This window comes from Deinococcus sedimenti (genome assembly GCF_014648135.1).
Taxonomy (GTDB): Bacteria; Deinococcota; Deinococci; order Deinococcales; family Deinococcaceae; genus Deinococcus; species Deinococcus sedimenti.
Genome location: NZ_BMQN01000001.1, coordinates 972581 through 985399, shown reverse-complemented (window position 1 = coordinate 985399; position 12819 = coordinate 972581). Strand labels below are relative to the sequence as shown.

General features: G+C 69.7%; 14 protein-coding genes. 8 read left to right on the top strand and 6 right to left on the bottom strand.

What is annotated here, in order from left to right; genetic code table 11:
• Positions 1-72: 72 nt before the first annotated feature.
• Positions 73-855: an amino acid ABC transporter ATP-binding protein gene (locus IEY69_RS04935; protein WP_308425443.1), complete on the bottom strand. Its 783-nt coding sequence runs from the start codon at positions 853-855 to the stop codon at positions 73-75.
• 180 nt (positions 856-1035) lie between these two features.
• Here IEY69_RS04935 and IEY69_RS04930 point away from each other — a divergent pair, with 180 nt between their 5' ends.
• Positions 1036-2004, top strand: coding sequence for a TAXI family TRAP transporter solute-binding subunit (locus IEY69_RS04930; protein ID WP_189071983.1), 969 nt, complete (start codon positions 1036-1038; stop codon positions 2002-2004).
• A gap of 73 nt (positions 2005-2077) precedes the next feature.
• Positions 2078-4240, top strand: coding sequence for a TRAP transporter permease (locus IEY69_RS04925; RefSeq protein ID WP_189071982.1), 2163 nt, complete (start codon positions 2078-2080; stop codon positions 4238-4240).
• A gap of 326 nt (positions 4241-4566) precedes the next feature.
• On the opposite strand, the gene IEY69_RS04920 is transcribed toward IEY69_RS04925, so the two are convergent.
• Positions 4567-4998: a response regulator gene (locus IEY69_RS04920; protein WP_189071981.1), complete on the bottom strand. Its 432-nt coding sequence runs from the start codon at positions 4996-4998 to the stop codon at positions 4567-4569.
• A 64-nt stretch (positions 4999-5062) separates the two neighbouring features.
• Positions 5063-5617 (bottom strand): TetR/AcrR family transcriptional regulator, encoded by a 555-nt coding sequence (locus tag IEY69_RS04915; protein ID WP_189071980.1) that lies wholly within the window; start codon positions 5615-5617, stop codon positions 5063-5065.
• A gap of 274 nt (positions 5618-5891) precedes the next feature.
• Here IEY69_RS04915 and IEY69_RS04910 point away from each other — a divergent pair, with 274 nt between their 5' ends.
• Positions 5892-6299, top strand: a complete 408-nt coding sequence (locus IEY69_RS04910; protein ID WP_189071979.1) for a response regulator — start codon at positions 5892-5894, stop codon at positions 6297-6299.
• An 85-nt stretch (positions 6300-6384) separates the two neighbouring features.
• Here IEY69_RS04910 and IEY69_RS04905 read toward each other — a convergent pair whose 3' ends face one another.
• Together IEY69_RS04905 and IEY69_RS21670 are read right to left on the bottom strand one after the other, a co-directional pair.
• Positions 6385-7152 carry a class I SAM-dependent methyltransferase gene (locus IEY69_RS04905; protein WP_189071978.1) on the bottom strand — a complete coding sequence of 256 codons (768 nt, stop codon included), beginning with the start codon at positions 7150-7152 and terminating at the stop codon, positions 6385-6387.
• Between the two features lie 28 nt (positions 7153-7180).
• On the bottom strand, positions 7181-7588 hold the full coding sequence (locus tag IEY69_RS21670; protein ID WP_229783630.1) for a hypothetical protein: 408 nt from the start codon (positions 7586-7588) through the stop codon (positions 7181-7183).
• Positions 7589-7672: 84 nt separating this feature from the next.
• Between IEY69_RS21670 and nadB the strand changes: the two genes are divergently transcribed.
• The 3 genes from nadB to nadA are packed head-to-tail and all read left to right on the top strand — an operon-like array spanning position 7673 to position 11107.
• Positions 7673-9220, top strand: coding sequence for an L-aspartate oxidase (nadB, locus tag IEY69_RS04895; protein ID WP_229783692.1), 1548 nt, complete (start codon positions 7673-7675; stop codon positions 9218-9220).
• A gap of 31 nt (positions 9221-9251) precedes the next feature.
• Positions 9252-10100: a carboxylating nicotinate-nucleotide diphosphorylase gene (gene nadC / locus IEY69_RS04890; protein ID WP_189071976.1), complete on the top strand. Its 849-nt coding sequence runs from the start codon at positions 9252-9254 to the stop codon at positions 10098-10100.
• A complete protein-coding gene (gene nadA, locus IEY69_RS04885; RefSeq protein WP_189071975.1) occupies positions 10097-11107 on the top strand; it encodes a quinolinate synthase NadA in 1011 nt (336 codons plus the stop codon). The genes nadC and nadA overlap by 4 nt, the downstream gene beginning before the upstream one ends.
• Positions 11108-11300: 193 nt before the next feature.
• On the opposite strand, the gene IEY69_RS04880 is transcribed toward nadA, so the two are convergent.
• Positions 11301-11966 (bottom strand): MOSC domain-containing protein, encoded by a 666-nt coding sequence (locus IEY69_RS04880; RefSeq protein ID WP_189071974.1) that lies wholly within the window; start codon positions 11964-11966, stop codon positions 11301-11303.
• 67 nt (positions 11967-12033) lie between these two features.
• Between IEY69_RS04880 and IEY69_RS04875 the strand changes: the two genes are divergently transcribed.
• Together IEY69_RS04875 and IEY69_RS04870 are read left to right on the top strand one after the other, a co-directional pair.
• Positions 12034-12471, top strand: a complete 438-nt coding sequence (locus IEY69_RS04875; protein ID WP_189071973.1) for a hypothetical protein — start codon at positions 12034-12036, stop codon at positions 12469-12471.
• Positions 12468-12812 carry an RNHCP domain-containing protein gene (locus IEY69_RS04870; protein WP_189071972.1) on the top strand — a complete coding sequence of 115 codons (345 nt, stop codon included), beginning with the start codon at positions 12468-12470 and terminating at the stop codon, positions 12810-12812. The genes IEY69_RS04875 and IEY69_RS04870 overlap by 4 nt, the downstream gene beginning before the upstream one ends.
• Positions 12813-12819: the final 7 nt, after the last annotated feature.

The window sequence follows — 12819 nt, the reverse complement described above, 5'->3', positions numbered from 1 at the left end:
AAACGGAATCCGTATGAACAGCAGAGGGGTGTCCACCAGCGTCCGCCGGGGGCGCCCTCCACGTCCTGCCGCTCAGTGGCCCAGGATCTTGCTGAGGAACGCCCTGGCGCGCTCGTGTTGCGGGTTCTGGTAGAAGGCTTCGGGGGTGGTGTCCTCGACGATGTTGCCCTGATCGAAGAACAGGATGCGGTCGGCGACCTCACGCGCGAAGCCCATCTCGTGCGTGACGACCAGCATGGTCATGCCGGTGCGGGCCAGTTCCTTCATGACGTCCAGCACCTCCTTGATCATCTCGGGGTCCAGGGCGCTGGTGGGTTCGTCGAACAGCATCACCTTCGGTTCCATCGCCAGGGCGCGCGCGATCGCCACGCGCTGCTGCTGCCCGCCGCTCAGCTGCGCGGGGTACTTGTGCGCCTGCTCCTCGATGCCCACGCGGCGCAGCAGGTCCAGGCCGCGTTTGTCCGCGTCGGCCTTGCTGAGGCGGCGCACGCGGGTGGGGGCCAGCGTGATGTTCTCCAGTACGGTCAGGTGCGGGAAGAGGTTGAACGACTGGAACACCATGCCGACCTCGCGGCGGATGGCGTCCAGGTTGCCCTTGCCGTCCAGCGGAATGCCGTCCACGGTGATCTTCCCCCCGTCGTGCGGGTCCAGGGCGTTGATGGTGCGGATGAAGGTGCTCTTGCCGCTGCCGGACGGGCCGATCACGACGACGACCTCGCCGGGCTGCACGGTCAGGTTCACGCCGCGCAGCGCGTGGAACGTACCGAAGTGTTTGTGAATGTCGCGCACGTCGATGATCGGGGGGACGTCCCGGCGGATCTGGCGGCCCATGGCGGTGGGGGAGGACTGCGTCATGCCCTGTATGGTACCGCCGCGTGCTCCCGCCGCGCCGACCTGCTGGGTATGAGGCCCTGCACGCCCATGGACTCGTGACCATCTGTCATTCGGTTGCAAACCCCCCTGTGGTACCATCCGCCTACTCTTCACACCCCGGGCCGACACTTTCCATCTGCCCGCCCATCCCAAGGAGGCCTCATGAAGAAGACCACGAAACAACTCGGTGCCCTGCTCATTCTCGGCACCGCCGCCATCGCCCTCGCGCAGGGCACCACCTTCCTGACCATCGGTTCGGGCAGCACCACCGGCGTGTACTTCCCCGTCGCGACCGGCATGGCCAAGATGGTCAACGACGCCGGGGCCGGCGTGCGCGCCAACGCCCGCTCCACCGGCGGCAGCGTCTTCAACGTCAACGCCATCGCCACCGGCGAACTCGACGCCGCCATCGCGCAGAACGACGTCGTGTACTACGCGTACAAGGGCACCGGCCTGCAGGCCTTCCAGGGCAAGGCGAACGCCAAGCTGCGCACCATGGCCGTCCTGTACCCCGAAGTGCTGCACGTCGTGGCGCGCAAGGACAGCGGCATCCGCTCGATTGCCGACCTGAAGGGCAAACGCGTCGTGATCGGCGACCTGGGCTCCGGCACGGAACTCACCGCCAAGCAGGTCCTCGAATCGTACGGGCTGGGCTTCGACGACCTAGGTCAGGCGCTGCGTGTGTCCCCCGCGCAGGGCATCACCCTGATGCAGGACAAACGCGCCGACGCGCTGTTCTACACCGTCGGCGTGGGCGCCAGCGCCATCAGCCAGATCGCGCAGACCGTGGACGTCGCCATGGTCCCCGTGGGCGGCAACCAGGCCAGCAGCCTGATCAAGAAGTACCCCTTCTACGTCCGCTACAACATCCCCGCCAAGAGCTACAAGGGCGTGGGCGCCACCGTCCCCAGCGTGGCCGTGCAGGCCACCCTGGTCACCAGCACCGCCGTCAGCGACGACGCCGTGTACAAGGCCATGAAAGCCATGTTCGACGACGAGGCCGCGCTGAAGGCCATCCACCCCAGCCTCGCGACTAACTTCAGCTACGCCAAGGCCGTCAAGGGCATTCCCGCGCCGCTGCACGCCGGGGCGGTCAAGTTCTTCAAGGAAAAAGGCCTGAACGTCAAGTAACGGCCCGCACCTGGGGGCCAGCCGGGGACACTCTCGGGCTGGCCCCCACGTCCATTCACCCCATGAGGAACCCATGAGCGACCCCACCCGCCCCATCAGCAGCGACCCGACACTCACCCCGCCCGGCCAGGAGATGACCGAGGGCGAACGCCGCGCCATCGAGATGGTCGAGGCCGCCGAGACCGGCGGACGCAAACTCTTCGGCTGGCAGCGCGGCCTCGTCACCCTGGTCGCCGTCGCGTGGTGCCTGTACCAGATGTACGCCGCGCAGGTCGGCAACATCGACACCCTCACCCTGCGCGCCACGCACCTGGGCTTCGCGTTCTTCCTGGCGTACCTCGTGTTCCCGCACCGCAAGACGCCGGGGCAGCCGCAGACCCGCGTGCCTTGGTACGACTGGATCCTGGGCATCGGCGCGACCGGCACCGCCGCGTACCTGATCGCGCAGTACCCCAGCATCGCCAATCAGCAGGGTGGGCTACTGACCAGCACCGACGTGTGGGTGGGCAGCGCCATGGTCATCCTGCTGCTGCTCGCCGCGTGGCGCACCATCGGCATCGCGATGCCCATCGTGGCCGGCGTGTTCATGCTGTACGCCCTGACCGGCCCCAAGGGCCTGATCCGCGGCGACCTGGGCCCCCAACTTCAGCTGCACGCCGGTCAGACTTGGCCGCAGGTCGTGGGCCAGCTGTTCGCCAATACGGAAGGCATCTTCGGGACCGCTATCGGCGTCTCGGCGCAGATCGTGTTCCTGTTCGTGCTGTTCGGCGCGATCTTCGACAAGCTCGGCGCGGGCGAATGGTTCATGCGCGTCGCGCAGGGCATCCTGGGCGGCTTCCGGGGCGGGGCGGCCAAGGCCAGCATCCTGTCCAGCGCCCTGAACGGCGTGATCTCCGGCTCAGCGGTCAGCAACGTCGTGACCGGCGGGAACATCACCATCGGGACCATGATCCGCACCGGGTACAGCCGCGAGAAGGCTGGCGCCATCGAGGTCGCCAGTTCCAGCAACGGCCAGCTCATGCCGCCCGTCATGGGTGCCGCCGCGTTCATCATGGCGCAGAACCTGAACATCGAGTACCGCAGCCTGATCCTCGCCGCCGCCATCCCCGCGTTCCTCTGCTACGGCGCGCTGCTCGTCGTGGCGCACATCGAGGCCCTCAAACTGGGCCTGAAAGGCCTGCCGAAGAACGAGCTGCCCCCGGTGCGCCGCACGCTGCTGAGCGGCTGGTACTACATGCTGCCGCTGGGCTACCTGATCGGCACCCTGAGCATCAACCCCGAGGCGAACCCCGAACGGGTCGCGCTGAACACCATCTTCGTCATGCTGATCATGATGTTCGTGCAGGAGGCCTTCCTGGCCAACCGCGACGGACGCGGCGTCGGCCGCGGCCTCCTTGACGGCGGGAAGAAGATCATCGAGGCGTTCGAGGGCGGCGCCCGCTCCATGATCGGCATCGCCATCGCCACCGCCGCCGCCGGGATCATCGTCGGCATCGTGACCATCACCGGCCTAGGCTTCGGCCTGGCGGACATCGTGCAGCTCGCCAGCGACGGCATCCGGAACGCCTTCGCGTTCGCCGGCCCGCAGGTCGCCACCTTCGCGTCCATCGTGGTGGTCCTGCTCATGGCGCAGCTCATCGCACTGATCCTCGGCATGGGCCTCCCCACCACCGCCAACTACATCCTGATGAGCGCCCTGATCGTCCCCATCATCGCCAAGATCGCGGGCCTGGACCCCACCAACCCCGCGCAGATGCTCCCCGTGCACATGTTCGTCTTCTACTTCGGCATCATGGCCGACAGCACCCCGCCCGTCGCCCTCGCCGCGTTCGCCGCCGCCGCCATCAGTGGCGGGAACCCCGTCGCGACCGGCGTGCAGGCTTTCCAATACGAGCTGCGCACCGCTCTGCTGGCGTACATGATGTTCTTCAACCCGCAGCTGCTGCTCATCGCCAACGGCCGCCTGGGCGGCGTCACCTGGGCCGAGGCGATTCCCATGATCCTCTTTGCCTTCATCGGCCTCGTCGCGTTCAGCGCCGCCACGCTGCGCTTCCTGCACCGCCGCACCAACCCCGTGCAGGCCATCCTGCTGCTCGTCGCCTCCCTGATCCTGATCATCCCCACCCACATCCTCTGGAACCTCGGGGCCCTCGGGCTGATTGCCTTGGTGTACTTCTGGCAGAAGGCCGGCGGCCGCGCCTCACCGCCCGCAGAGCCGCCCGCTGCACTGGCCTGACCGCCAGAAGACGGGAGCGTGGGCCAGGGCACCACGCTCCCGTTCTTCACGTACCGCGTTCTGCATCAGCGGTGTCTCCTGCATTTCCGGCGCTCCGCTGTTCCAGCAACTGGGCGTGCCGCGCAGCGACCTGACTCGTTTCAGCGGTGCCGAAAAAAATTCTTGGTACCGCGGTCATCAGAAATCAGAGGTCTCGAGTCTGTTCCTCACCCTGCTGAATCGAGCGGACTCTCAGAGCTGCGCGGCGACGAACAGGGATGGGAGGTCAAGTTGAGGGCGTGTTCTTCGCTCCTCTCCGGACCTGAACTCCACTGTGAAATCTGCCGTCAGACGGCTGGCGGGTGGGTCGTGCAGAACGTGCAGTGGGACCAGTACGCCACGAACGACTCCATCTGGGTCACGAAGGTCAGGAAGTCCTGCTCCTTCACCAGGTACGACGCGGCCAGCAGGTCGTACGCGGTCGTGATGTCGTCCGGGTTGCGGGACGATGACAGCATGACGACCGGGTACTGCCGCAGGTCCGGGTCCGTACGGATCTGGCGCAGGGCCTCGAAGCCGTCCATGACCGGCATGTTGATGTCCAGCACCACGACGTCCGGTTGCCACTGATCCGGGCCGCGCAGGCGGTCCAGAGCCTGACGGCCGTTCTCGCAGAAGTGCAGGTCCACGTCTGCATCGAGAGCCGAGAAGGCTTCCTCGGCCAGCAGCCGGTCCCCGAGGTTGTCGTCGGCCAGCAGGACCCGGAGCGGGGCGTTCATAGGGGCATTATCTCATACGCGCTGGTCATAGTCGGGCGGCTGGACGGGCCGCCGACCCCGCACGTCAGGGGCACAGGTGCCCACTGCATAGCGCGTGGTATCGGCGTGACATCTCCTGCGCGGGCGTGGCGCACTGGTCCTGTTCCACCCACCACCAGGTGAGGGACAGCAGGCCGCCACTGAAGTAATGCGCCTGATAGGAGACGGTGTGATCCAGATTCGAGATGCGGCCGGGCAGGACGAGGTCCTGCATCACGACCGCGAACTGGCGTTCGTAGCGGGAGAGGATGGCGTGTGGGCCGCCGTCGGACGTGAGTGAACTGAGAATGGGGGCGATGTGCGCGATGTGCGCGAAGTACACGGTCCAGCGGGAGTCGTCCGAGCCGGTCCAGGCGCGCAGGGCGTCGTGAACGCGGCCGATCATCTGAAGGAGGTAGCTGCTGAGTACTTCGTCCTTGTTCTCGAAGTGCAGGTAGAAAGTCGAGCGGCTGATGTCGGCGCGGTCGCAGATGGCCTGGACCGTCACCGCCTGGATGTTCTTCTGTTCGAGCAACAGGTCGACCAGTGCGGACTGAAGCGCCGCCTTGGTTCGCCTGACGCTGCGGTTACGGGGCACCATTACCCCCCAATTTTAAGTTTGATTCATCTCTGCGGCCTGACTGAAATGACCGTCTGCTGGACAATGCGTTTTCAGCTGTCCATTCCTGAACTTTCACGCCGACCTGATCTGGCCTCCGTAGAGCATGAAACCTACACTGGCGGCAGACGTTGTCGGGCACCCGGACTGTCCAGACAGACCCTGGGCAAATACACATTCAACTCATGGCTTTCACATGCACTTGATGGACCCTCACCCTACCGATCATTCGCCCCTTCCGGCGGGTGTCCTGTACATGATCGACGACGATCTGACAGAACTCGCACTGGCTCACGCCCTTCTGCTGGACGAGCACCCGGACTGGTCCTTCCGGGGCAGCCCGCACCTCGCACCCCTCCTGCCGCTCCTGCGCGCTCCCGCATCCCATCCGCGCCTGCTGCTGCTCGATGTCCACATGCCGGGCCAAATGGGAGTGGACGTCCTGCGGCAGCTGCGCGCCTGCGCCCCCACCTCGCTGCACGTCGTGATGCTCGCCTCGCACGACGATGCCCGCGACCGCCGGGCGGCCCGGCAGGCCGGCGCGGACGGCTTCCACCTCAAACCCGTTGATCCCGGGGCGTACCGGCACCTGCTGTACACCCTGATCCGGCAGGTCACCGACCCGAACGGGACCTCCTCCCGGCTCGATTCCGCGACGTCCTAGCGGAGCGGGGGCGTCCTGCCGGATCCCCCGGAGACTGCAAGCGTCACGAAGACCTCGTCCCGATGTCTCCCCTCAGTGACCTGCGTCAGTCCAGGCGACCCAGGAACGCCTGCGTCTGGTACGCCAGGGTGACCCGGTCCTCCTGCGCGTGCCGGTCGAAGGCGGCGTCCAGCGCGCGCTCCAGCGCCGGGTAGGCTTCGTCGCCCTGGTTCGGCAGGTAGCTGACGCTGGTCGCCAGTGCGCGCAGGCCGTCCCGCGTCAGGGGGTGCTCGTGCCTGAAGGTGTGCCGCTCGAATCCGCCGGGCAGGTGATCCGGCAGCTCGTCCTCCAGCACCCGCGTGCGCAGTGGGTTGTCCCCGGTGAACGCCCGGACGACCTCGCCGTACGCGCGGTTGAATGGTGCATCCTCGGCGCGCCAGTCGTTCCACACCAGCAGCACCTGCCCGCCCGGACGCAGCACCCGCCGGAACTCCGGCACGGTGCGGGCCGGGTCGAACCAGTGAGCGGCCTGCGCCGCCGTGATCAGGTCCACGCTGGCGCCCGGCAGCCCGGTCGCCTCGGACGTTCCCGCGTGGACGCTCAGCTGCCCGGCCCGCACTGCCCCGTCCAGGTCGGCTTCAAGGTGACCGCGCATCTCCGGGTTGGGTTCCACCGCCGCCACGCGCGCCCCGGCCCGCAGCAGCAGCGCCGTGAAGCGTCCGGTGCCCGCCCCGATGTCCGCCACGCCGCCCGACAGCAGCCCGGCCTCCTGAAGCCATGCGCCCAGCGCGGGGGGGTAGCCGGGGCGGGCCGCGGCGTACGCGTCGGCGCGGCCCAGGAACCGCGCGGGATTTACCACTTGCGTGTCGGTCATGCCCGCAGGATACGGGCTGGGGTCAAGGTCAGCCGCCAGACCTGACCGGCCCGGTGGTGTCCGGCTCAGTCGCCGCTGGCGCCTGAACGGGCTCGGCGTCGATGGGCGTTGCGCGGGCGGGCGCCGGGGGGACCGGTGTGGGTGTCGCCTGCTTCCCGGCCCGGCCACGGGCGGCGCGGCGGGCGGCCGGGCGGGGCGGGGTCACGGGCCGCAGCGGGGTGCGGACGCTGGGTCGCCACGCGCTGGACACGAAGTACACCACGCCCGCCAGGATGCCGGTGATCAGCAGGAACCACATCAGGCGGCCCAGCACCCCGGCCGCGCCGACGATGAACAGGCCCAGGCCGGTCAGGAGCTGCCCGAGCAGCCACACGGCGGCCAGGGCTGTGACCGCCAGGAGCACCACGCCCGCCAGGGCCAGCAAAAGACGTGTCATCAGGGCGCAGTGTAGCAAGGGGCGTGTCCCCCAGATGGGCACCGCGTCCCCCCTGCGACCTGACGTACCCTGTCCGGCGTGAAGATGCTGGAAACGGAGCTGCTCGTGGTGGGCGGCGGGGTGGCCGGGGCGTACGCGACCCTCACGGCGCGCAGTTACGGCGCGGACGTCATCCTGGCCTGCAAGACGCCGCTGGTGGGCGGTTCGACCCGCTGGGCGCAGGGCGGCATCGCCGCGCCCCTGGCGGAGGGCGACGAGGACGCGCACGCGCAGGACACCGTGAAGGCCGGGCGGGGTCTGTGTGAACCGGAGGCGGTGCAGGCGTTCGTCCGCGACGCCCGCTCGCACGTGGAGACGCTGCGGGACCTGGGCGTGACGTTCAGTCCGCACGCGACGCTGGAGGGCGGGCACAGCCGGGCGCGCATCCGGCATCAGGGGGACGCGACCGGGCACGCGATCAGCGTGGCCCTGGCCGAGGCGCTGCAGGCGGGCCGCAGTCCGGCGCTGCGGGTGCTGGAGCACGCGTTCGTGCGGAACCTGCGCGTGTCGGGCGGCGCGGTGGTGGGCGCGGACCTGCTCACGCCGGACGGCCCGGTGCGGGTGCGGGCGGGGGCGGTGCTGCTCGCCACCGGGGGCTTCGGGCGGCTGTACCCGGTGACGACCGCGCCGCCGGAGGGCACCGGGGACGGGCTGGGGCTGGCGTGGCAGGCGGGCGCGGCGCTGCGCGACCTGGAGTTCGTGCAGTTCCACCCGACCGCCGTGGTTCGCAGCGGCGCGGCGCATCTGGTCACCGAGGCCGCGCGCGGCGAGGGCGGTCGCCTGCTGAACGCGCGCGGCGAGCGTTTCATGGAGCGGTACGACCCGGCGCTGGAACTCGCGCCGCGGGACGTGGTGGCCCGCGCGATCGCTGCGGAGATCGCCGCGACGGGCCGCGTGGCTCTGGACCTGCGGCACCTGGGCGCGGCGTTCGTGCGCTCACGCTTCCCGACCGTGACGGCATCCCTGGCCCCGCTGGGCCTGGACCTGGGCGCGGACCTGATCCCGGTGCAGCCCGCCGTGCACTACACGATGGGCGGCGTGCAGACGGACGTGCAGGGCCGCTTGACCGTGCCCGGCCTGTACGCGGCGGGCGAGGTCGCGTCTAGTGGCCTGCACGGCGCGAACCGGCTGGCGAGCAACAGCCTGTCGGAGGGGCTGGTGTTCGGCGCGCGGGCGGCCCGCGCGGCCCTGGCCGCCCTGAAGGCCGTGCCCGCCCGCTCGGAGGGCCTGCACGCGCCGCTGGTGGATCCAGCCTGCCTGCCCGACCTGCGCGCGGTGGTGGCGGGCGCGGCGGGCCTGCGCCGGAATGCCGAGGGCCTGCGCGTGGCGCTGGACGGCTGGCAGTGGCCGGGCACGACCGCCGAGTCCCGCGAGAGTCTGGAGGCGGGTCACCTCGCCCTGATCGGCGAGCGGCTGCTGCGCGCAGCCCTGGCCCGCGAGGAGTCGCGCGGCGGGCATCACCGCACGGACTTCCCGCGCGAGGCGGCGTCGGCCGTGCACTCGGTGCAGTCGCGGGCGCTGGGGGACGCGGTGGCCCGCGTGCCGGTAGGCGTGCCCGAGGCGCGCGCGGCTGTGCTAGGGTCATCCGCGTGAAAATCCGCACAACACCTGTGGGGGCCGCCCCGTGCTGAGTCTGGATGAGCGCCTGCGCGCCGCCCTGGCCGAGGACATCGGCCGCGGTGACGCCACGACCCTCGCCACCATTCCCGCCGCGCAGCAGGCCCGCGCGGAGTTCCTCCTGAAGGAGGCCGGGGTCCTGAGTGGCCTGGAGGTCGCCACGCGCGTGTTCGCGCTGGTGGACCCGACCGTGACCGTCACCTGGACCGCACAGGACGGCGAGGCCCGCACCCGCGGCCCGGTCGGGACGGTGCAGGGCGCGGCCCGCAGCCTCCTGACCGGCGAGCGGCTGGCGCTGAACCTGATGCAGCGCCTGTCGGGCGTGGCGACCCAGACGCGCCGTCACGTGGACGCCCTGGGCGAGTCGCGCACGCGGCTGCTCGACACGCGCAAGACCACGCCGCTGTGGCGCGACCTGGAAAAACAGGCGGTGCGGCACGGGGGTGGCTTCAACCACCGCGCGGGCCTGGACGACGGCATCCTGATCAAGGACAACCACGTCGCGGCCGCCGGGAGCATCACCGAGGCGATCCGCCGCGCGCGGGACCACGCGTACCTGCTGAAAGTCGAGTGCGAAGTGCCGAACCTCGCCGGGCTGGAGGAAGCCCTGCACGCCGGGGCGGACCGCGTGCTGCTGGACAACATGAGTGACGACCTGCTCGTGCAGGCGGTCGCCGTGCGGGACCGCCTCGCGCCGCACGTCACGCTGGAGGCCAGCGGGAACATGACGCCCGCGCGCCTCCCGGCCGTGGCGGTCAGCGGCGTGGATTTCGTGAGCGCCGGGGGCCTGACCCACTCCGCGCCCGCGCTGGACATCAGCCTGAACTTCATTCCCCTGCCCGAGGACTCCAAATGACCGACTCTGCCCCTGAAGCCGTGAATCCCGTCGTTCCCCGCCCCCAGACCCCGCACCGCGACCTGCTGCAACTGGAAGTCCTGCCCGACGAGGCACAGATCCGCGCGGACATCGAGCGCCTGCGCAAGGAGCGCAACGCGGTGATCATCGCGCACAACTACCAGCGTCCCGAGGTGCAGGGGATCGCAGACTTCGTCGGGGACTCGCTGGGCCTCTCCCGGCAGGCGGCGAAGACCGACGCGGACGTCATCGTGTTCGCCGGGGTGCACTTCATGGCGGAAACCGCCGCGATCCTCAACCCGGAAAAGACCGTGCTGCTGCCCGACCTGCGCGCCGGGTGCTCCCTGGCGGACACCGTGACCGCGCAGGGCATCCGCGACTGGAAGGCGCAGAACCCCGGCGGGCTGGTCGTGACCTACGTGAACACCACCGCCGACGTGAAGGCCGAGAGCGACTACTGCGTCACCAGCGGCAACGCCGTGCAGGTCGTCCAGAGCCTCCCCGAAGGCGTGCCGGTCCTGTTCGCGCCGGACCGCTTCCTGGCGGCGCACGTGATCCGCGAGACGGGCCGCGCCATGGACGTCTGGGACGGCGCGTGCCACGTGCACGAGGCGATCCGCCCCGAGGACGTGCAGGGCCAGCAGGCGGCGTACCCGGACGCGGAACTCCTCATCCACCCCGAGTGCGGCTGCTCCACTAGGATCCTCGGCGAGATCCCCGACTTGCAGCTGTACTCCACCGAGGGCATGATCCACCGCGCCAAGGCCAGCCCCGCGCAGGAATTCATCGTCGTCACCGAGACCGGCATGGTCACCCGCCTGGAACACGACGTGCCCGACAAGACCTTCATTCCCGTCAGCCGCACCGCTTGCTGCGAGTACATGAAGATGATCACCCTGGAGAACATCCGCGATGCCCTGGTGAACCTGGAACCGCGCGTGACCGTCCCGGCGGACATCCGCGCGCTGGCCCTGAAACCCATCGAGCGGATGCTCGCCATCGGGTAATAAGGACTCCGGTTGAAAGGTCTGCAAAACCTTTCAACCCGAGCGGATGCGAGTGGGAGCAAAACGGGTTCCGGGCGTGGAGTTGACAACCCGGTGATGTTCCGGGTTGTAAACGAAACAGACGGAATCCGTAGAAGGACGGGGCAGAGGGGGCGCGGACTGATCGAACGTCCGCGCCCCCTCCCCCTTCCGTTCAGCCCTGCGCGGCACCCAGGTACTTCTGAACGTCCTTTCGCAGACGGACGGCCAGCGGCCAGCGCAGGTACCCTTCCAGCGTGGCGGGGCCCGGCTTGGCGCCGAACCACAGGTCGAACAGTTCACCGATGGTCGGGGCACCCTCGGCGGCGGGCGTGAAGGTCACCGGGTCGCCCGCGCCGACCGTGCCGGGCTGCAGGACGCGCAGGTACGCGCCGGGCCGCCGCGCCCTGGCGAACTTCTTCGCGAAGGTGCCGTCGCCCATGTGCGCCGAGAGGGTCGCGCAGGGAATGCGGGGCGCGGTGACCTCGAACACCACGTCCCCCTCGGGGGCGTGGACGGTCAGGCGGTCCCCGACCCGCAGCGCGGCGGATTCCAGCCCGCTCAGGACGAGGTTCTCGCCCAGCGTGCCGGGCCGCAACGCCTCGCCCAGCACCCCGGTCCAGTGGTCGTAGTCCGGCGCGGTGTACAGGTACGCCGCCTGATCCGGGCCGCCGTGGTGTTTCTTGCTGTCGATGTGGTCGCCGTCCAAGCGTTCCGTGCCGACCGCCACGCGGCCCGGCACCGGGTGCTTGTCGATGCCGCTGATGTCGTCGCGTTTCCCGACGCGCAGGGCGGTCGGCTGCCCGACGCACACGGCGTCCAGCTTGAGGGTGGGGGTCATGCCCGCCAGCGTAGCAGGGCCGCGCCCGTGACCGCTGTCCTCGTCAGGCGGGCGGGCGTGTGCTGGAATGCGGGGCGTGAGTTCCGCCGCCCCCACCCCCTCCCCGCATGATCCCGCCCTGGCCGAGGCGGGGCGCGTCCCGACCCTGGCCGTGCTCGTGACCCTGTTCGGCCTGACGGTCCTGCCGTTCCTGGCAGGCCTGTTGCAGGGGCAGACGGCCGGCGTGCTCCGCGAGGTGCTCTATGCCGCCGCCACCGCGTTCCTGCTGCACATGGTCTGGCGTGGCAGCGTGTGGGCGTGGCGCCTGACGATCAGCTTCGGGATGCTGGCGGGTTTCCTGGTGTTCATCGTGGGCATGCTGGCGGGCAGCGCGTCCTGGCGCGGCTGGATCGTCAGCCTGGCGGGTCTGGGGTACCTGCTGCTGTGCACGGCGCTGGTGGGCACGCCCAGCATCCGTGCGTTCCTCGATTCCCGCTGGGCGCAGCGGTCCGGGCGGCGGGCGTGAGCGGCGAGCGGCGCTTCACGGTGCAGGGCACGAACAATGCGTTCACCTGCGCGAACTGCGGCGCGCTGGTGCAGCCGCTGCGGAACGGGTCGGTGCGCAACCACTGCCCCGCGTGCCTGCACAGCCTGCACGTGGACGTCCTGCCCGGCGACCGCGCCTGCGACTGTCACGGCGTCATGGAACCGGTGGACGTGGACCAGAGCGGGAAGAAAGGCTGGGTGATCGTGCACCGCTGCCGCAAATGCGGGTTCACGGGGCGCAACCGCACGGCGCTGGACGACCCGGACCAGCCGGACAGCTGGGACGCCCTGATCGCCGTCAGCAGCCGCAGGCGCGACTGATCAGGCT

Bases quoted from the DNA above. Each gene is read 5' to 3' on its own strand.
- IEY69_RS04935 (WP_308425443.1), bottom strand. From the start codon at position 855: ATGACGCAGTCCTCCCCCACCGCCATGGGCCGCCAGATCCGCCGGGAC.
- IEY69_RS04930 (WP_189071983.1), top strand. From the start codon at position 1,036: ATGAAGAAGACCACGAAACAACTCGGTGCCCTGCTCATTCTCGGCACC.
- IEY69_RS04925 (WP_189071982.1), top strand. From the start codon at position 2,078: ATGAGCGACCCCACCCGCCCCATCAGCAGCGACCCGACACTCACCCCG.
- IEY69_RS04920 (WP_189071981.1), bottom strand. From the start codon at position 4,998: ATGAACGCCCCGCTCCGGGTCCTGCTGGCCGACGACAACCTCGGGGAC.
- IEY69_RS04915 (WP_189071980.1), bottom strand. From the start codon at position 5,617: ATGGTGCCCCGTAACCGCAGCGTCAGGCGAACCAAGGCGGCGCTTCAG.
- IEY69_RS04910 (WP_189071979.1), top strand. From the start codon at position 5,892: ATGATCGACGACGATCTGACAGAACTCGCACTGGCTCACGCCCTTCTG.
- IEY69_RS04905 (WP_189071978.1), bottom strand. From the start codon at position 7,152: ATGACCGACACGCAAGTGGTAAATCCCGCGCGGTTCCTGGGCCGCGCC.
- IEY69_RS21670 (WP_229783630.1), bottom strand. From the start codon at position 7,588: ATGACACGTCTTTTGCTGGCCCTGGCGGGCGTGGTGCTCCTGGCGGTC.
- nadB (WP_229783692.1), top strand. From the start codon at position 7,673: ATGCTGGAAACGGAGCTGCTCGTGGTGGGCGGCGGGGTGGCCGGGGCG.
- nadA (WP_189071975.1), top strand. From the start codon at position 10,097: ATGACCGACTCTGCCCCTGAAGCCGTGAATCCCGTCGTTCCCCGCCCC.
- IEY69_RS04880 (WP_189071974.1), bottom strand. From the start codon at position 11,966: ATGACCCCCACCCTCAAGCTGGACGCCGTGTGCGTCGGGCAGCCGACC.
- IEY69_RS04875 (WP_189071973.1), top strand. From the start codon at position 12,034: ATGCGGGGCGTGAGTTCCGCCGCCCCCACCCCCTCCCCGCATGATCCC.